We start from the raw sequence: 18751 nt of genomic DNA, 5'->3' as shown, positions 1-18751 counted from the left end.
GTCACCGTCCGGCGGCCAGCGCCCGTGCCACCCCCGGCTCCTTCGGCCCCAGGAACCGCGGGTCCGGCCGGAACACCGCGTCCAGTGCCGCCTTGCCCGCCGCGAACACCTCGCGCGTCCCGCCGTAGTACCAGGTCACGTCGCGTTTCGCGGCCACCCCGACGCCGTACGAGTCCACCCCCGCCGCCTCGCACAGCGCCACCGCCCGCCGGATGTGGAAGTCCTGGCTGATCAGCACCGCCCGGTCCACACCGAAGATCTTCCTGGCCCGGACGCAGGAGTCCCAGGTGTCGAACCCGGCGTAGTCGCTGACGATCCGCGCGTCCGGCACCCCGTGCCGGGTGAGGTACGCGCGCATGGCGTCCGGCTCGTCGTAGTCCTCGCGGCTGTTGTCCCCGGTGACCAGGACCACCTTGATCCGCCCCGCCCGGTACAGCTTCGCCGCCGCGTCCAGCCGGTGCGCGAGGTACGGCGACGGCTCGCCCTGCCACAGCCCGGCCCCGAACACCACCGCGACATCGGCGCGCGGGACGTCCGCCGTCGTCCGCAGCCGGTCCGCCGTGGACACGTACAGCCAGGTCACCGGCAGCAGCGCCAGCACACACCCGGCCATCACGGCCTGTACCAGCCGCCGCTGCCCGGCCCGCGTGCGCGGCCACCGCGGTCGACGGATCCTCATACGGTCCCTCCTGATCGCCTCCGGTCATGGAGGACGCCGAACGAGGGCGGTCCGGTTCGCCTCACACCGTGCATCCGTACGCGGTGAACCCACGGAAAATACCCGTGACGGCCGCGCAACGGGCCCGCAACGTCTTCCGGTCAGGATCCTTCCATGACGGCGTCCACCCCACCCCGCACCAGTGGCCGGCCCCTCTCCCCGCCCGGCCGCCGCCGCCCGGCCCCGCCCGCCCTCGTGCTGGTCGCCCACGGCAGCCGCGACCCGCGGGCGCTCACCACCGTGCGGGCCCTCATGGCCCGGGTCCGCGGGCTGCGTCCCGGCCTCCCCGTGCACCTGGGGCACATCGAGCTGAACGAACCCCTGCTCCCGGACACCCTCGCCGCGCTCGGTGACACCCCCGCCGTCCTCGTCCCGCTGCTCCTCAGCCGCGGCTACCACGTCAAGCAGGACATCCCGGAGATGGCCGGCGCCGCACGCGCGCGCACCCGCCTGGCCGCCCCGCTGGGCCCGCACCCCCTGCTCGCCGAGGCCCTGCACGCCCGCCTGGCCGAGGCCGGCTGGCCGTCCGGGACGGACGACACCGCCCGCCGCTCGACGGCGGTCGTCCTCGCCGCGGCCGGTTCCCGCGACCCCGACTCGGCCGCCGACACCCGTCGCACGGCCCGCCTGCTGTCCGCCCGGCTGGGCGTCCCGGTGCTCCCCGCGTACGCCTCGGCGGCGACGCCGACGGTGGCGACGGCGCTGCGCGTCCTGGCGGCGCGGGGACGCCACACCGTGGCAGTTGCTTCCTGTTTCACGGCTCCCGGCCGCTTCGCGACCCGGTGCGCCGCGGAGGCGCCGTGGATCGCCTCGGCCCCCCTGGGGGCCCACGACACGATGGCCCGCCTGGTTCTGCACCGCTACGACCAGAGCCTGGGGGCGACGGCGGCCGAAGCCGCCTGAGGGATGCGGGGTGCCTTAGTGTCGACCCATGGAAGGCACCGCACTCGCCACGGCATACGACCCGGCGTCACTCGACCGCTGGGTCCCCGAACCCGACAAACGCCCCGGCCGTACCGCCTTCCAGCGCGACCGCGCCCGCATCCTGCACTCGGGCGCCCTGCGCCGCCTCGCGGGCAAGACGCAGGTGGTCACCCCGGGGACGCACCCCCAGGCCTGGGACCCCAGCCCCCGCACCCGCCTCACCCACTCCCTGGAATGCGCCCAGGTCGGCCGTGAGCTGGGCGCCGCCCTCGGCTGTGACCCGGACCTGGTCGAGGCGGCCTGCCTCGCCCACGACCTCGGTCATCCCCCCTTCGGCCACAACGGCGAGACCGCGCTGAACGAGTTCGCCGACGACTGCGGCGGCTTCGAGGGCAACGCCCAGTCCCTCAGGCTCCTCACCCGCATCGAGCCCAAACGGTTCACCGACGACGGCTCAGTCGGCCTGAACCTCACCCGCGCCACCCTCGACGCCGCCACCAAGTACCCGTGGCCGCGCGGCGCGCACCCCGCCGACCCGGACTCGCGGAAGTTCGGCGTGTACGAGGACGACCGCCCGGTGTTCGACTGGGTCCGCGCCCACGCCCCCGGCACCCGCACCTGCTTCGAGGCACAGGTCATGGACTGGTCCGACGACGTCGCCTACTCGGTGCACGACGTCGAGGACGGCCTGCACGCCGGGCACATCGACCCCGACTGCCTGCACGCCGAGCCGGAACGGCAGGCGGTGTTCCAGGTCGCCGTCGGCCGGTACGTCCCCGCGGACACCGACCCGGCCGAACTCGCCGCCGCGCTGGACCGCCTCCAGGAGGAGGAGTGGTGGCCGCACGGCTACGACGGCAGCGCGGCCGCCCAGGCCCGGCTGAAGGACGCCACCAGCCAGCTCATCGGACGCTTCTGCCTGGCCGCCGAGGCCGCCACGCGCACGGTGTGGGGGACCGGCCGGCTCACGCGCTACGCCGCCGGACTCGTCGTACCCCGTGAGACCCGCATGGAGTGCGCGGTGCTCAAGGCGGTCGCGGACCGCTACGTGATGCAGCGGGACGAGCAGGAGCGGCTGCGCGCCGACCAGCGGGTGATCGTCGCCGAGCTGGCCGAGGCGCTGACCGCCCGCGCGCCCGACGGCCTCGACCCCCAGTTCCGGGCGCTGTTCGACGCGGCCGGTGACGACCGGGCGCGCAAGCGGGTGATCGTGGACCAGATCGCCTCCCTCACCGACGCCTCCGCGCTCACGCTGCACGCGAGACTTACGGGGCATATGTGAGAGGAACATGACCCTCCGTGGCCTGATCGGGTCACACCCTCTTCCCGCATCACGCTGCGTGCGGGACGCTCGCATGTGGCGGCACCCTTAGAGGAGGCATCAAGTGGTCGACGCGGATCAGACATTCGTCATCGTCGGAGGCGGTCTCGCCGGTGCGAAGGCGGCCGAGACGCTCCGGGCGGAGGGCTTCAGCGGCCGGGTGATACTGATCTGCGACGAACGCGACCACCCCTACGAGCGCCCGCCGCTGTCCAAGGGCTATCTGCTCGGCAAGGAGGAGCGCGACAGCGTCTTCGTGCACGAGCCGGCCTGGTACGCGCGCAACGACGTCGAGCTGCACCTCGGCCAGACCGTGGACCGCATCGACCGCGCGGCGAAGACGGTCCGCTTCGGCGACGACGGCACGCTCGTCCGCTACGACAAGCTGCTGCTGGTCACCGGCGCCGAGCCGCGCCGCCTGGACATCCCCGGCACCGACCTGGCGGGCGTCCACCACCTGCGCCGCCTCGCGCACGCCGAGCGCCTCAAGGGCGTCCTGCACCACCTCGGCCGGGACAACGGGCACCTGGTGATCGCGGGCGCCGGCTGGATCGGCCTGGAGGTCGCGGCGGCGGCCCGCGAGTACGGCGCCGAGGTCACGGTGATCGAACCGGCGCCGACCCCGCTGTACGGCGTCCTCGGCCCCGAGCTGGGCAACGTCTTCGCCGAACTGCACCGCGAGCACGGCGTCCGCTTCCGCTTCGGGGTGCGGCTCACCGAGATCGTCGGCCAGGACGGCATGGTCCTCGCGGCCCGCACGGACGACGGCGAGGAGCACCCGGCGCACGACGTCCTCGCGGCGATCGGCGCCGCCCCGCGGATCGCCCTCGCCGAGGCGGCGGGGCTGGAGACCGCCGACCGGGCGCACGGCGGCGGCATCGTCGTCGACGAACGGCTGCGCACCTCCGACCCCGACATCCACGCGGCCGGCGACGTGGCGTCCTTCCCGCTGGGCCTCTTCGACACCCGGCTGCGGGTGGAGCACTGGGCGAACGCCCTGAACGGCGGCCCGGCGGCGGCGCGCGCGATGCTCGGCCAGGAGGTCGTCTACGACCGCGTGCCGTACTTCTTCACCGACCAGTACGACCTGGGCATGGAGTACAGCGGATGGGCGCCCCCGGGGTCGTACGACGAGGTGGTGATCCGCGGCGACGCGGGGAAGCGGGAGTTCATCGCGTTCTGGGTGCGGGAAGGACGCGTGCTGGCCGGGATGAACGTGAACGTGTGGGATGTCACAGAGCACATCCAGAATCTGATCCGTTCCCGGGCCCGGGTGAACGTCGAGGCGCTCTCCGACCCGCACGTCCCCCTCGGCAGCCTCACCTCTTGACCTCCGCGGGCACCGGGACTGTCACCGCGCCCCCGTAGAATTCACGCGTGGCAGGACGGATCAACGACGAGGACGTGAAGGCGGTACGGGACGCGGTCCCGATCGACGCCGTGGTCTCCGAGTACCTCCAGCTGCGCAACGCGGGCGGCGGCAACCTCAAGGGGCTGTGCCCGTTCCACGACGAGAAGTCGCCGTCCTTCCAGGTCAGCCCGAGCAAGGGACTCTTCCACTGCTTCGGCTGCCAGGAGGGCGGCGACACCATCACCTTCGTGATGAAGGTGGACCACCTCTCCTTCTCGGAGGCGGTCGAGCGGCTGGCAGCCCAGGCCGGCATCACGCTGCGGTACGAGGAGGGCGGGTACAACCCGGCGCACCAGCGCGGCGAACGCATCCGCCTGGTCGAGGCCCACAAGATCGCCGCGCAGTGGTACGCCGAGCAGCTGGCCACCAGCCCCGAGGCCGAGACCGGCCGGATCTTCCTCGCCGAGCGCGGCTTCGACCAGGCCGCCGCCGTCCACTTCGGCGTCGGCTACAGCCCCCAGGGCTGGGACCACCTCACCCGCTACCTGCGCGGCAAGGGCTTCACCGACAAGGAGCTGGTCCTCTCCGGCCTGTCCCAGGAGGGCCGCCGGGGACCCATCGACCGGTTCCGGGGCCGCCTGATGTGGCCCATCCGGGACATCGGCGGCGAGGTCGTCGGCTTCGGCGCCCGCAAGCTGTACGAGGCGGACAACGGCCCCAAGTACCTCAACACGCCCGACACGGCGATCTACAAGAAGAGCCAGGTGCTGTACGGCATCGACCTGGCGAAGAAGGAGATCGCCAAGTCCAGCCGCGCGGTGGTGGTCGAGGGCTACACGGACGTCATGGCCTGCCACCTCGCCGGGGTGACCACCGCCATCGCCACCTGCGGTACGGCCTTCGGCGGCGAGCACATCAAGATCCTCCGCCGCCTCCTGATGGACAACGGCTCGGCCCGCGTGATCTTCACCTTCGACGGTGACTCGGCCGGGCAGAAGGCCGCGCTGCGCGCCTTCGAGGACGACCAGAAGTTCGCCGCCGAGACCTACATCGCGATCGCGCCCGACGGCATGGACCCCTGCGACCTGCGGCTGGCCAAGGGCGACGAGGCGGTCGCCGACCTGGCCGAACCCCGCACCCCGCTCTTCGAGTTCGCGCTCCGCCAGATCGTGGGCCGGTACGACCTGGACACCCCGGCCGGCCGGGCCGCCGCCCTCGACGAGGCCGCCCCGGTCGTCGCCAAGATCAAGAACAGCGGCGCCCAGCACGAGGTCGCCGTCGAACTGGCCGGCATGCTCGGCATCCTCGACACCCAGTTCGTCGTCCGCCGGGTCGCCCAGCTGGCCCGCTGGAACCGCGAGGGCAAGGGCCCGCAGCAGCAGGGCCGCTCCCGGCAGGCCCAGCACCAGTGGACCGAGGCGCCGCGCCCCGCCGGCTCCGGCCCGGCACTGACCCTGCGCAACCCCGTCTTCGCCGCCGAACGCGAACTGCTCAAACTCGCCCTCCAGCGCCCCGAGCTGGTCTCCCCGGCCTTCGACGCCTACGGCGTGGACGAGTTCACGGCCCCGCCCTACGCGGCCGTACGCCGGGCCGTCGCGGAGGCGGGCGGCGCCGAGTACGGCGTCCCGGACCCGCAGGAGTACCTGGTCCGCGTCCGCGAGGCCGCACCGGACGACACGGTCCGCGCGATGGTCACCGAGCTGGCCGTCGAACCGATCCTGCGCCGCACGGTGGACGAGACCTACGCCGGTACGGTCCTCGTCCAGATCCGCCGCCGCGCCGTCGAGCGCCGCATCCGCGACATCCAGTCCCAGATGACCCGCCTGGCCACCACCGGCGACCCCGCCCAGCTGGCCGCCGTACAGAACGAACTGTGGGTCCTCCAGCAGTACGACCAGGCCCTGCGCGTACGGGGCGCGGAGGCGCTGTAGCGGGGCCGGCGGGCGGTGATCGCCTGAAGCCGCGACCTCGTCGCCCGGACCGGACGGCCCGCAGTTGCCCGTCGCATAGTCCACCGGGACGCATCACCGGCCGGTGACGGAACGGACGCAAAAAGTCACCGCACGACCCTCGTGGCGGAGTTGTGTCGTACTCCACACTGGGGGCGGTGCCCGAGCCTCGGAGCGCACGCTGCCGCTCACCTTCAGCAGCGATCATCCTGGAGGTCGCCCCCGTGCAGACCCGGACCCTCACCCAGAACGCCGACAGCACCAGCGCCACCAGCACCACCGCGGACGAGCCGGACGCGGAGACGGACGTCCTCGTGGCCGTGCCCCCGCAGAGCCGTGCCGCCCTGCATCCCGAGGCGGAACCGCCCGCCGACGCGCTCGTGGACGAACCCGCGGAACCCGTCGAGGTGCCGGTCCCCGCCCGGGCCGAGTCCGGCGGCCCCTCCGCCGACCTGTTCCGCCAGTACCTGCGCGAGATCGGCCGTATCCCGCTGCTCACCGCCGCCGAGGAGGTGGAACTCGCCCGCCGCGTGGAGGCCGGCCTGTTCGCGGAGGAGAAGCTGGGCAGCACCCCCGACCTGGACAGCGAGCTGGCGCTCGACCTGGACCGGCTCGTCGTCATGGGCCGCGTCGCCAAGCGCCGGCTCATCGAGGCCAACCTGCGGCTGGTCGTCTCCGTGGCCAAACGGTACGTCGGCCGCGGGCTGACCATGCTCGACCTGGTCCAGGAGGGAAACCTCGGGCTCATCCGGGCCGTGGAGAAGTTCGACTACGCGCGCGGCTACAAGTTCTCCACCTACGCCACCTGGTGGATCCGGCAGGCCATGAGCCGGGCGCTGGCCGACCAGGCCCGCACCATCCGCGTCCCCGTCCACGTCGTGGAGCTGATCAACCGGGTCGTCCGCGTCCAGCGCCGGATGCTCCAGGAGCGCGGCTACGAGCCGACCGCCGAGGAGGTCGGCGCCCACCTGGACCTGCCGCCCGAGCGGGTCGGCGAGGTGCTGCGCCTCGCCCAGGAACCGGTGTCGCTGCACGCCCCGGTCGGCGAGGAGGACGACGTCGCCCTCGGTGACCTCATCGAGGACGGCGACGCCGCGAGCCCCGTGGAGTCGGCCGCGTTCCTGCTGCTGCGCGAGCACCTGGAAGCCGTGCTGTCCACGCTGGGGGAGCGCGAGCGGAAGGTCGTCCAGCTCCGGTACGGCCTGGCCGACGGCCGCCCGCGCACACTGGAGGAGATCGGCCGCATCTTCGGCGTGACCCGGGAGCGGATACGGCAGATCGAGTCCAAGACCCTCAACAAGCTCCGCGACCACGCGTTCGCGGACCAGCTGAGGGGTTACCTGGACTGAGGGGCCGCCGCCGTGCGGCGGCCCCCGGCGTTCAGTCCACCTCGGCCACGGCCTGGGCGAACTGCGCCTTGTACAGCCGGGCGTAGGCTCCGTCCGCCGCCAACAGCTCGGCGTGCGCGCCCTGTTCCACGATGGAGCCGTTCTCCATCACGAGGATGGTGTCGGCGTCGCGGATGGTCGACAGCCGGTGCGCGATCACGAACGACGTGCGGCCCGCGGCCAGTTTGGCCATCGCCTTCTGGATCAGCACCTCGGTACGGGTGTCGACCGAGCTCGTCGCCTCGTCCAGCACCAGGATCACCGGGTCGGACAGGAACGCCCGCGCGATGGTGATCAGCTGCTTCTCACCGGCGCTGACGCCCGTGCCCTCGTCGTCGATCACGGTGTCGTACCCGTCGGGCAGCGTACGGATGAAGCGGTCCGCGTGCGCCGCCCGTGCCGCCTCCTCGATCTCGCCGCGCGTGACCTCGCGCGAGGCGCCGTACGCGATGTTCTCCGCGATGGTGCCGCCGAACAGCCAGGTGTCCTGGAGCACCATGCCGATCCCGGACCGGAGTTCGTCCCGGGTCATGCCGCGGATGTCGACCCCGTCGAGGGTGATCCGGCCGCCCGACACGTCGTAGAACCGCATCAACAGGTTGACCAGCGTGGTCTTGCCCGCGCCGGTCGGGCCGACGATCGCCACCGTGTGCCCCGGTTCCACCGTGAGCGACAGATCCTCGATCAGCGGCTTCTCCGGCTCGTACCGGAACGACACGTGCTCCAGCCGCACCCGGCCGCGCAGTTCCTCCGGCCGCTCGCCCGGCACCGGATCCGCCTCCTGCTCCTCCGCGTCCAGGAGTTCGAAGATCCGCTCGGCCGAGGCGACACCGGACTGCACCAGGTTGGCCATCGACGCGATCTGGGTCAGCGGCGTCGAGAACTGCCGCGAGTACTGGATGAAGGCCTGCACGTCACCGATGGACAGCGCGCCGGACGCGACCCGCAGTCCGCCGACGACCGCCACCAGCACGTAGTTCAGGTTCGACACGAACATCATCAGCGGCTGCATGACACCGCTGTTGAACTGCGCCTTGAACGCGGCCTCGTACAGCGCCTGGTTCTGCTCGGCGAACTGCTGCGCCGACTCCTGCTGCCGGCCGAACACCTTCACCAGGGTGTGCCCGGTGTACATCTCCTCGATGTGCGCGTTCAGCTTGCCGGTGGAGCGCCACTGCTGCACGAAGTGCGGCTGCGACCGCTTGCCGACCCGGGTGGCCACCACGAACGACAGCGGCACGGTCACGAGCGCGACCAGCGCCAGCAGCCAGGACACCCAGAACATCATCGCCAGCACGCCGATGACGGTCAGCACCGAGTTGATCAGCTGGCCCATCGACTGCTGGAGCGTCTGCCCGACGTTGTCGATGTCGTTCGTCGCCCGGGACAGCACCTCACCGCGCTGGCGCTTGTCGAAGTACGACAGCGGCAGCCGCGACAGCTTCGTCTGCACGTCCTCCCGCAGCCGGTACATCGTGCGGTTCACGGCCCGGTTCACCAGCCGGGTCGCGATCGCCATCAGCAGACCGGCGACCAGGAACGTGCCGAGCGCCAGCAGCAGGACGCTGCCGACGGCATCGAAGTCGATGCCCTTGCCCGGCGTGAAGTCGGTGCCCTTCAGCATGTCCGCGATCCGGCCCTGGCCGCGCTCGCGCATGGAGTCGAGCACCTGCTGCTTGGTGGCGCCGTCCGGCATCCGCCGGCCGATGATGCCGGCGAACACCAGGTCGGTGGCCCGGCCGAGGATCTTCGGGCCGATCACGTTGAGGCCCACGCTGACGAGCACGCAGAGCAGCAGGCCGTAGATCGTGAGCCGTTCCGGTTTGAACTGGGTGACGAGCCGTTTGCCCGACCCCTTGAAGTCCATCGAGCGCTGGTCGGGGCCGCCCCCGGCCATCATGCGTCCCATGGGCCCGGCCATCAGGCGGCCTCCGCTTCCGTCAGCTGGGAGAGCACGATCTCCCGGTAGGTCTCGTTGGACGCCATCAGCTCGGCGTGCCGGCCGGAGCCGACCACGCGGCCCTCGTCGAGCACGATGATCCGGTCCGCGTCCCGGATGGTCGCCACCCGCTGGGCGACGATGACGACGGTCGCCTCGGCGGTCTCCCGGCCGAGCGCGGCGCGCAGGGCCGCGTCGGTGGCGTAGTCCAGCGCGGAGAAGGAGTCGTCGAAGAGGTAGATCTCCGGGCGCTGCACCAGGGTGCGGGCGATGGCGAGCCGCTGCCGCTGACCGCCGGAGACGTTGGTGCCGCCCTGCGCGATCGGCGCGTCCAGGCCGCCCTCCAGCCCGCTCACGAAGTTCCTGGCCTGCGCCACCTCCAGCGCGTGCCACAGCTCCTCGTCGGTGGCGTCCGGGTTGCCGTAGCGCAGGTTGGTGGCGACGGTGCCGGCGAACAGGTACGGCTTCTGCGGCACCAGGCCCACCGTGGCGGCCAGCAGCTCCGGGTCGACCTCGCGGACGTCCACGCCGTTCACCAGGACCTCGCCCTCGGTGGCGTCGAACAGCCGGGGGACGAGTCCGAGCAGCGTCGACTTGCCGCTGCCGGTGGAGCCGATCACGGCCGTGGTCTCGCCCGGCCGGGCCACCAGGCCGATGGACTTCAGCACCGGCTCCTCGGCACCCGGATAGCGGAAGCCCGCGCCCCGGATCTCCAGGTGCCCGTGCGCGCGCAGCTCGGTGACGGGGGCCGCGGGCGGTACGACGCTGGAATCGGTGTCCATGACCTCCTGGATGCGCTCGGCGCACACCTCCGCGCGCGGCACCATCATGAACATGAAGGTGGCCATCATCACGGACATGACGATCTGCATCAGGTAGGCGAGGAACGCGGTGAGGTCGCCGATGGCCATCTGGCCGCTGTCGATCCGGTGGGCGCCGAACCACACCACCGCGATGGACGACACGTTCACCACCGTCATGACGATCGGGAACATCAGGGCGAGCATCCGGCCGGTGGCCAGCTGCATCTCGGTCAGCTCGGCGTTGGCGCCGCCGAACCGGCCCTGCTCGTACTCGTCCCGGACGAAGGCGCGGATCACCCGGTTGCCGGTGATCTGCTCGCGCAGCACCCGGTTCACCGTGTCCAGCCGCACCTGCATCGACCGGAACAGCGGCCGCAGCCGGCGCACGATCAGCGTGACGGAGATGCCGAGCACCGGCACCACCGCGACCAGCACCCCCGACAGCGGTACGTCCAGACCGAGCGCCAGCACGATCCCGCCGACACACATGATGGGCGCCGACACCATCAGGGTGAACGTCAGCAGGGCCAGCATCTGGACCTGCTGCACGTCGTTCGTCGTACGGGTGATGAGCGAGGGCGCCCCGAAGTGACCCACCTCACGCGCGGAGAAGGACTGGACCCGGTCGAAGACGGCCCCGCGCACGTCCCGGCCGAGCGCGGAGGCGGTCCGGGCGCCGTAGTAGACGGCACCGATGCTGCACACCACCTGGGCCAGCGAGATGCCGATCATCAGGGCGCCGGAGGTCAGGATGTAACCCGTGTCACCCTTCACGACACCGTTGTCGATGATGTCCGCGTTCAGAGTGGGCAGGTAGAGGGTGGCGCAGGTCTGCAGGAACTGCAGCGCCACCAGGAGAGCGATGGGTTTCTTGTAGGGCCTGAGATAGGTCCGCAGAAGTCGTATGAGCACGCTACGTCTCTCGGAGTCGGCGACAGGGGCTGGTCGGTTGCCCTTGGCCCCTATCGTCGTGCACTCCACCGGCGTTACCCCAACCGATTAACCTCACCGGGTTCAGGGGCGGAACGCGCCCGGATGGGTCTGCTCGCGCACCGCGGTGAACTGCTGCCGCACCGCCTGTCCCACGGCAAGCTCCTCACCCGGCTCCAGCACCTGTGCCGCCGCGCCCTGCCACGCCGGCGGGTTGCGCGGATCGAGTGTGCCCTGCGACACACCGAGCGCCCAGGCCGCCTGCCGGGCCGCGCCGATCGCCGTGTAGTCCGCGGGCTGCGGTACGACGACCTGCGCGCCGAACAGGGAGGGCGCCGAGGCCTGCACGGCGGACAGTTCGGCGGCCGGGCCGAGCAGGAAGATCCGGCGCACCTCCACGCCCCGCCCGCGCAGCACGTCCAGCGCGTCGGCGAGCCCGCACAGCATGCCCTCGAACGCGGCCCGCGCCAGGTGCTCGGGCTTCATCGACTCCCGCCGCAGTCCGGCGAGGGTCCCCGCGGTGTGCGGCAGGTTCGGCGTCCGCTCACCCTCCAGATAGGGCAGCAGCACCAGCCCGTGCGCCCCCGGCGTGGACTTCATCGCCAGGTCCGACAGGCTCTCCAGGTCCGGCAGCCCGAGCAGTTCGGCGGTGCCGCGCAGGGCGCGTACGGCGTTCAGGGTGGTGACGACCGGCAGGTGCATGCCGGTGGCGTCGGCGAGCGAGGTGATCATCCCGGACTGGTCGGCGAGCGCCTCCGGGTGCACGGCCATCACGGAGCCGGACGCGCCGAGGGACACCACCGCGTCCCCGAGCCCGATCCCGAGCCCGAACGCGGCGGCCATGGTCTCCCCGGTGCCGGCGGAGATCAGCAGGCCCTCCGGGGTGGTACCGGCCGCGTCCGACGGGCCGATCACCTCCGGGAGCACCGCCTGGTGGCCGAGCGCCAGCTCGACCAGGTCGGGCCGGTAGCCGCCGGTGGCGGCTGACCAGTACCCGGTGCCGGAGGCCCCGCCGCGGTCGGTGGTCCTGCGCAGCGGGCGGCCGAGCAGCTGCCAGACCAGCCAGTCGTGGGCCTGCAGCAGGACGGCCGTGCGCAGCGCGTTCTCCGGCTCGTTCTTCGCGAGCCAGCGCAGCTTGGTGACCGGCTGGGCCGCCTGCGGGACGCAGCCGACCGCCTGCGCCCAGGCCTCCCTGCCGCCGAGCGCGTCCACGAGGTCGGCCGCCGCGACCTGGGCGCGCTTGTCGCCGCCGACCAGGGCGGGGCGGACGGTGTTGCCCTGGGCGTCCAGCGGGACCACCGCGTTCTGCTGCGCCGACACCCCGATGGCCTGGACGCCCTCCAGCAGGCCGCCGCCGGCGGCCTCGCCGAGCGAGAGCAGCCACGCCTGGGGGTCGACATCGCTCGGGCGCCCCTCCACCGGGTGCGGGGCATACCCCTGCCGTATGACGGCACCGGTGTCTGCGTCACAGACCACGATGCGCGTGAACTCCGGTGAGCTGTCCAAGCCGGCGACTATCCCCATGCCTGAGGATTTTGCCGTATCGGCGGGGGTGGCTGTGCTGCCCCGGGCGCGGGTGCGTGACCCTTACGTGTTGCTCGTGCCCCAGTCGTCCCCGCCCGTGCCGTCGACATTGCGTTCCCGCAGGGAGCGGACCCGCTGGGCGACGGACTCGGGCACCCGGTCGCCGACCTTGTCGCTGACCGTGTGGAAGGCCTTGCCGGCGTAGGAGCGGCCCTGCTGGGCGGCGGTCTCGGCGGTGTTGCGGACCGCGGGGTTCCGCGCGATCTGCCGGGCCGACTTCTTCAGCTGCTCGTAGCGCTCGCGTCCGGCCCTCGTGCCGAATACGTAACCGAGGGCCAGTCCGGCGAGGAACGTGAGCCGGTAGCGCATGGCTGCCACCCTTCCCGTGTGTAGGTCTCTGGTGCGGCGCTGGCGCCGAGGGATACCGATTGGCGGAGCACCCCCCTGCTTGCGCTAATGTATGTGTCGCAGCGAGCGCCCGCCCCCTGGCGAATACCCAGGTAGGTACGTTCGATGCAACGAGGCGATCCTCCGTAGCTCAATTGGCAGAGCAGCCGGCTGTTAACCGGCAGGTTACTGGTTCGAGTCCAGTCGGGGGAGCTTCGATCCTCCGTAGCTCAATTGGCAGAGCAGCCGGCTGTTAACCGGCAGGTTACTGGTTCGAGTCCAGTCGGGGGAGCGCTGAACGAGGACCCCTCAGGGGTCCTTTTTCATGTTCCCGGGAACCGCCGCGCCCGCGGTGCTGTCCTCAAGGCCATGAGCAGCGCAGGAAGCCGACCATCCGAGGCAGGAGATCGTATGAGCGGCTATGCTGCGGCAGACGGCGCGCACACTTGTACGCGACACGCCGCTATGGGGCGGTAGCTCAGCCGGTTAGAGCAGCGGACTCATAATCCGTCGGCCGTGGGTTCGAGTCCCACCCGCCCCACCGGAGACTGCAGACGCAGAATCGATGCGACCTGCGGGAACGGAATCACGGTGGCCGCCACGCCGAGGCGGCGGCCACCGTTCATCCTTTCGAGACCGGGCACCGCCAATACCCGTTGGTCCGCGGAGAGTCGACCCGTGGCCGGGACGCGGAGTCCGCCGTCCTGTCCGCAGCCCGCCGTGTCCGGATCCCACGCACCCGGGCCGCCCCGGACTGTCCGGCACCGCCCTGCCGTCCTTACGGTGAGGGGTGCAGCACCTCAAGGGCCGCACGGCGACGGGGTGCCGCCGCTGCGGGCCGTGCCGCCGAGGGCCGGGCCCGGGAAGGAGAACGGCCGCATGACACCTCCGCCCCGGGCCGCGCACGGCACCCCGGACACCGGCCCTGCCCTGCTCGACGAGGCCCGCCGGCTGGCCCCCGGGGCGGTCGCGCTGCGCCGTGCCCTGCACCGCGGACCGGAGCAGGGCCTCGACCTGCCCGCCACCCAGCGCCTCGTCCTCGACGCGCTCGACGGCCTCGGCCTGCGGATCCGTACCGGGCGCGCCCTGTCCTCCGTCACCGCGACCCTCGACGGCGCGGCCGGCGGTCCGACGGTCCTGCTGCGCGCCGACATGGACGCGCTGCCGGTCACCGAGGCCACCGGGCTGCCGTTCGCCTCGGGCAACCCCGGTCTGATGCACGCCTGCGGGCACGACGCCCACATGGCGATGCTGGTGGGCGCCGCGCGGCTGCTCGCCGGGCGGCGCGACACGCTCGCCGGGCGGGTGGTGTTCATGTTCCAGCCCGGCGAGGAGGGCGAGCACGGGGCCCGGCACATGATCGAGGAAGGGGTGCTGGAGGCGTCCGGGGCCCGCGCGGACGCCGCCTTCGCACTGCATGTCCACCCGAACCTGCCGGCGGGCGCGGTGCGGCTGCGGCCGGGGCCGCAGATGGCGGCCTCCGACCGGTTCCGGGTCGTGGTCCGGGGCCGCGGCGGGCACGCCTCCGCCCCGCACACCGCCTGCGACCCGGTCCCCGTGGCCTGCGAGATCGTGCTGGCCCTGCAGACGGCGGTGACCCGGGGCGTGGCCGCCGACGACAGTGCCGTGCTGAGCGTGACCCGGCTGACCGCGGGCACCGCCCCCGGCGTCATCCCGGACACCGCCGAACTCGCGGGGACCCTGCGCACGTTGGCCGAACCGACCCGGCGGCGGCTGCACGAGGTGATCGCCCGGGTCGCCCGGGGCGTGGCCGCCGCGCACGGGGCGACGGCGGAGGCGACCGTCGAGACCGGCTATCCGGTCACCGTCAACGACGCCGACTTCACCCGCTTCGTCCTGCGGACCGCCGCCGGCACGCTCGGTCCCGACGCGGCCGGCGTCCTGCCGGCCCCGTACATGACGGCGGAGGACTTCTCCTACGTGCTGCGGGCGGTGCCCGGTGCCCTGGCCTTCCTCGGCGCCTGCCCGCCGGGCCGGACACCGGACGAGGCCCCCGCGCTGCACTCGTCCCGCATGGAGATCGACGAGGACGTGATCTCGACGGGCATCGCCTGCGAGGCCGCCGTGGCGCTGGCCTTCCTCGCCGGCGGCGGCCCGGAGCCCGGCCGGTGACCGCTGCGGACCTACGGGTCACCCGGCCGGCCGGAGCAGGGCACGAGCCGGGCCGCCGGGTCCGGGCCGGCCCGCCGGGTGGGTTGGGCCGCCGGGTCCGGACTGGGCATGGACGGGTCGGGTCCGGCGGCCGTGCCGGTCGGCATGGGACGCATCGGGGATACCCCGTCGAGCGCCGGCTCGGCGAGGGCGGCATGCGCACGGTCCCTCTCGCACGCACGCGCGGCGGACGGGCCGTCACCCTGACGGTGGCCGAGCCGAACCGACCGCCGACGCCGTGTTCCGGGCCCGCCCCGGTAGCGGGCGCCGTGCCGACGGGCCGTCAACCGTCCGGGTGACCGCAGGACTTGGCCCGGTCAGGCTTGAACCGGCCGACTCCTGGGCACGGACCTCCTACCGGCGTCCAGCCGGGGGGTGTCGGCAGCAGGAGGGCGTCATGGACCGTCGGATCAGGGTACGGGTCAGCCGGCGCCCCGCCGCGCCGCGCGGGCAGGAGATCGACCGCAGGACTCCCTCCGGGCGCATCCTGCCGTACTGACCCGGCGGGCCGCGCGCGAGTCCCTCGCCCGGCGCGGCTGCCAGGTCACCGGGCGCGGCAGGCCCCGTCGCCCGGCACGCTCCCGCGGCCACCGCGGACACCGTACGGGCGGGCAGGCCCACGGGCGGGGCGGCGCCCAGCGGGTCGCGAGCGGCGCCCAGCGGGTCCCGAGCGGGGCCGCCGGCGTCCCGGTGAGGGTGTCCGTGCGGCCACGGGCCGGCTCACCGCGCGCCGTCAGGACGGCCCGTCGCCCTCCGTGCGGCCGTCGACGGCCAAGCGCCCGGCCGCCGCTCGTCGTCCGGTTCTCGTCCGGCCCCCGTCCGTCCACCGTGCCCGGCCCACACCCCGGCCGGTCGCGGGAAGGCGCATACTGGGCACTCATGTATCTGTGCGGGTGGGAGACGACGTGAGCGGACCCGACCCGGCGCGACCCGAACCGGTCGCCGCCGAGCCGATGCCCGTGGCACCGCGGCTCGACGTGCACCCGCTGCCCGGGAGGAGCGGGTTCCGGGCGGCGGGCGAGGTGAGCCTGCCGACGCGCGGTATCTGGGAGCGCGCGCTGGAGCGGGCCGTACGCGAGGGCGAGGATGTGTACCACTTGGAGCTTTCCGCGCTGACCTTCGTCGACGTCGCGGGCGTCGGGGCGCTGGCGGACGCCGCCCGCAGCCTCGGCGGCGGGCGCCGACTGGTCCTGGACCGGCCACCGGACGCCGTACCGCGGATACTGGAGCTGTTGTGGCCCGGTCTGCCGGGGATCGAGGTGTCGGCGTGCTGACCGGGACGTCCGAATCCCTGGACCACACCGACCCGTTCGTGCACCCCGCGCTGTTCTACGGCGACCCCGGGGAGTACCTGGCCGGGACCGTGCCCTTCGTCCGCGCGGCGCTCGCGGCGGACGCGCCCGTCGCGGTCGCCGTCCCCGGCGAGAACCTGCGGCTGATCCAGGACGAGTTGGGGGCCGACGGCGCCGCCGTCCGCTTCCTGGACATGCGCGAGGCCGGACGCAACCCCGGCCGGATCATCCCCGGCGTGCTGCGCGCCTTCGCCGACACCCAGCCGCCCGGCCGGCGCGTCCACATCATCGGCGAGCCCGTCTGGGCGGGCCGCAGCCCGGCCGAGTACCCGGCCTGCGCCCAGCACGAGGCACTGATCAACACGGCGTTCCGGGGCCGCGAGGTCACCATCCTGTGCCCGTACGACACCTCCCGGCTGGACGAGCGGGCGCTCGCCGACGCGCACGCCACCCACCCCGTCGTCATCCCCGCCGGCTCCGCGGCCGGCCGGCCCAGCGCGGCCTACGACCCCGACGGCGTGGTCGCCCGCTACAACGAGCCGCTGCCGGCCGCCCCCGGCGCCGGTCCGGGCGTGCTCGCGGTCCCCTTCGACGAGGACTCCCTGTCCGCCGTCCGGCACCTGGCCACCGACCACGGCGCCGGGCTGGGCCTGACCGGCCTGGCCCTGGAGAACCTGGCGCTGGTCACCGCCGAGCTGACCACGAACAGCGTGGTCCACGGCGGCGGCACGGGCGTCCTCACGGTGTGGTCCGACGACGGGTACGTGCTGTGCGAGGTCCGCGACGGGGGCCGCCTCACCGACCCGCTGGCCGGCCGCCGCCCCGCCTCCCGCGACCAGCGCGGCGGACGCGGACTGCTCCTCGTCAACCTGCTGTCCGACCTGGTGCGCGCCCACACCGGCCCGGAGGGCACGACGATCCGCTCCTACCTGGGCCGCTGACGGCGCCGCCCGAGCGGCCTCAGGCGGCGAGCGGGTTCAGGGCCAGCGGTTCGATCCGGCCCTCCAGCATGGCGCCCAGGCCCTGCGCCGCGCACACGTCGGGCCGCTCCGCGATGTGCACCGGCATCCCCGTGGCCTGCCGCAGCATCTGGTCGAACCCGGGCAGCAGCGCCGAACCGCCGACCATCATGATCCCCCGGTCGGCGAGGTCGGCCACCAGATCGGGCGGGCAGTCGCGCAGCACCTTGCCGATGGCGTCCAGGACGGCCGTCAGCGGGGTCTGGATCGCGTCGCGCACGGCGGCGGTGTCCACCCGCACACTGCGTGCGAGCCCCGTCGCCACGTCCCGGCCGTGGATCTCCGTCGACGCCGGGCCGTGCGGGGTGAGGCCGTTGCCGGACAGGGCCAGCGTCAGCGGCCGTACCGACTGGCTGGGCAGCATCAGCTCGTGCTCGTGCCGCAGGTGCTGCACGATCGCGTAATCCACCGCCTCGCCGCCCACCGGGATCCGCTCGGCGGTCACGATCGACCCCAGCGAGAGCACCGCGACCTGGGTCGCCGCCGCCCCGCACACCAGGACCATGGTGGCCTCGGGCCGCTCCACCGGCAGCCCGCACCCCACCGCGGCGGCGATCAGCGTGTCGACCAGCTCCACCCGCCGGGCCCCCAGCCCGACCAGCGTCTCTATCGTGGCGCGCTGGGCCAGCGGATCGGCGTCGTGCGGCGCGCAGGCCGCCGCGCGCAGCCGGGGCTTGCGGCGCAGCGCCCGGCGCATCTTGTCGCCGAGCAGGTGGCGCAGCATCCGCTGGGCCATCTCGATGTCCACCACCGTGCCGCCGGCGACGGGCCGTACGACCCTGATGTAGTCCGGGGTGCGCCCCGTCATCTTCTCCGCGAGCTCGCCCACGGCGATGAGTCCGCCGGTACGGGTGTTCACGGCCGCGACCGAGGGCTGGTCGACGACCAGGCCGGTGCCCTTCACGTACACCCGGGTGCGCGCCGCACCCAGGTCGACGGCGAAATGGCAGCGGCGCAACTGCTCCAGGCTGACGGTCACGGCGGATCCTCCCGAGTGCGCGGGCCTTCAGGCGCCGTCCGGTCGGCGGGCCTCT

At 73.1% G+C, this 18751-nt stretch carries 14 protein-coding genes and 3 tRNA genes; 11 read left to right on the top strand and 6 right to left on the bottom strand.

What is annotated here, in order from left to right:
* Position 1: 1 nt before the first annotated feature.
* Positions 2–679, bottom strand: a complete 678-nt coding sequence (locus tag IG05_RS0133930) for a SanA/YdcF family protein (protein WP_030347907.1) — start codon at positions 677–679, stop codon at positions 2–4.
* 153 nt (positions 680–832) lie between these two features.
* Between IG05_RS0133930 and IG05_RS0133925 the strand changes: the two genes are divergently transcribed.
* The 5 genes from IG05_RS0133925 to IG05_RS0133905 all read left to right on the top strand — a co-directional run bounded on the left by IG05_RS0133925 (position 833) and on the right by IG05_RS0133905 (position 7612).
* Positions 833–1621, top strand: a complete 789-nt coding sequence (locus IG05_RS0133925) for a sirohydrochlorin chelatase (protein ID WP_030347906.1) — start codon at positions 833–835, stop codon at positions 1619–1621.
* Between the two features lie 28 nt (positions 1622–1649).
* On the top strand, positions 1650–2924 hold the full coding sequence (locus IG05_RS0133920) for a deoxyguanosinetriphosphate triphosphohydrolase (protein ID WP_030347905.1): 1275 nt from the start codon (positions 1650–1652) through the stop codon (positions 2922–2924).
* A 103-nt stretch (positions 2925–3027) separates the two neighbouring features.
* Complete coding sequence (locus tag IG05_RS0133915; protein ID WP_030347904.1) at positions 3028–4293, top strand: NAD(P)/FAD-dependent oxidoreductase; 1266 nt, start codon at positions 3028–3030, stop codon at positions 4291–4293.
* 47 nt (positions 4294–4340) lie between these two features.
* Positions 4341–6245, top strand: coding sequence for a DNA primase (gene dnaG, locus IG05_RS0133910; RefSeq protein ID WP_030347903.1), 1905 nt, complete (start codon positions 4341–4343; stop codon positions 6243–6245).
* 167 nt (positions 6246–6412) lie between these two features.
* Positions 6413–7612: an RNA polymerase sigma factor gene (locus tag IG05_RS0133905; protein WP_324605035.1), complete on the top strand. Its 1200-nt coding sequence runs from the start codon at positions 6413–6415 to the stop codon at positions 7610–7612.
* Between the two features lie 31 nt (positions 7613–7643).
* Here IG05_RS0133905 and IG05_RS0133900 read toward each other — a convergent pair whose 3' ends face one another.
* The 4 genes from IG05_RS0133900 to IG05_RS0133885 form a co-directional block, all read right to left on the bottom strand.
* The gene (locus IG05_RS0133900; protein WP_030347901.1) at positions 7644–9572 is read right to left on the bottom strand and encodes an ABC transporter ATP-binding protein; all 1929 of its coding nucleotides are present in this window, start codon (positions 9570–9572) and stop codon (positions 7644–7646) included.
* A complete protein-coding gene (locus IG05_RS0133895) occupies positions 9572–11305 on the bottom strand; it encodes an ABC transporter ATP-binding protein (protein ID WP_030347900.1) in 1734 nt (577 codons plus the stop codon). The genes IG05_RS0133900 and IG05_RS0133895 overlap by 1 nt, the downstream gene beginning before the upstream one ends.
* A gap of 102 nt (positions 11306–11407) precedes the next feature.
* Complete coding sequence (locus IG05_RS0133890) at positions 11408–12847, bottom strand: FGGY family carbohydrate kinase (protein WP_030347899.1); 1440 nt, start codon at positions 12845–12847, stop codon at positions 11408–11410.
* Positions 12848–12910: 63 nt separating this feature from the next.
* A complete protein-coding gene (locus IG05_RS0133885) occupies positions 12911–13216 on the bottom strand; it encodes a hypothetical protein (protein WP_030347898.1) in 306 nt (101 codons plus the stop codon).
* 158 nt (positions 13217–13374) lie between these two features.
* On the opposite strand from IG05_RS0133885, the gene IG05_RS0133880 reads away from it, so the two are divergent.
* The 6 genes from IG05_RS0133880 to IG05_RS0133845 all read left to right on the top strand — a co-directional run bounded on the left by IG05_RS0133880 (position 13375) and on the right by IG05_RS0133845 (position 17639).
* Positions 13375–13447 (top strand) — tRNA-Asn (locus IG05_RS0133880).
* Positions 13448–13453: 6 nt separating this feature from the next.
* A tRNA-Asn gene (locus IG05_RS0133875) sits at positions 13454–13526 on the top strand.
* A 175-nt stretch (positions 13527–13701) separates the two neighbouring features.
* A tRNA-Ile gene (locus IG05_RS0133870) sits at positions 13702–13775 on the top strand.
* A gap of 338 nt (positions 13776–14113) precedes the next feature.
* Complete coding sequence (locus IG05_RS0133865; protein WP_030347897.1) at positions 14114–15367, top strand: M20 metallopeptidase family protein; 1254 nt, start codon at positions 14114–14116, stop codon at positions 15365–15367.
* 992 nt (positions 15368–16359) lie between these two features.
* A complete protein-coding gene (locus IG05_RS0133850; RefSeq protein ID WP_030347896.1) occupies positions 16360–16680 on the top strand; it encodes an STAS domain-containing protein in 321 nt (106 codons plus the stop codon).
* Positions 16677–17639, top strand: a complete 963-nt coding sequence (locus tag IG05_RS0133845) for a sensor histidine kinase (RefSeq protein WP_030347895.1) — start codon at positions 16677–16679, stop codon at positions 17637–17639. The genes IG05_RS0133850 and IG05_RS0133845 overlap by 4 nt, the downstream gene beginning before the upstream one ends.
* Before the next feature lie 19 nt (positions 17640–17658).
* Here IG05_RS0133845 and IG05_RS0133840 read toward each other — a convergent pair whose 3' ends face one another.
* A complete protein-coding gene (locus IG05_RS0133840) occupies positions 17659–18696 on the bottom strand; it encodes a rod shape-determining protein (RefSeq protein WP_030347894.1) in 1038 nt (345 codons plus the stop codon).
* Positions 18697–18751 lie beyond the last annotated feature (55 nt).

It is taken from the genome of Streptomyces sp. NRRL S-1022 (genome assembly GCF_000720135.1).
GTDB lineage: Bacteria > Actinomycetota > Actinomycetes > Streptomycetales > Streptomycetaceae > Streptomyces.
Note: the sequence above shows the minus strand (reverse complement) of the source record. Positions and strands in the feature narration are given on the sequence as shown.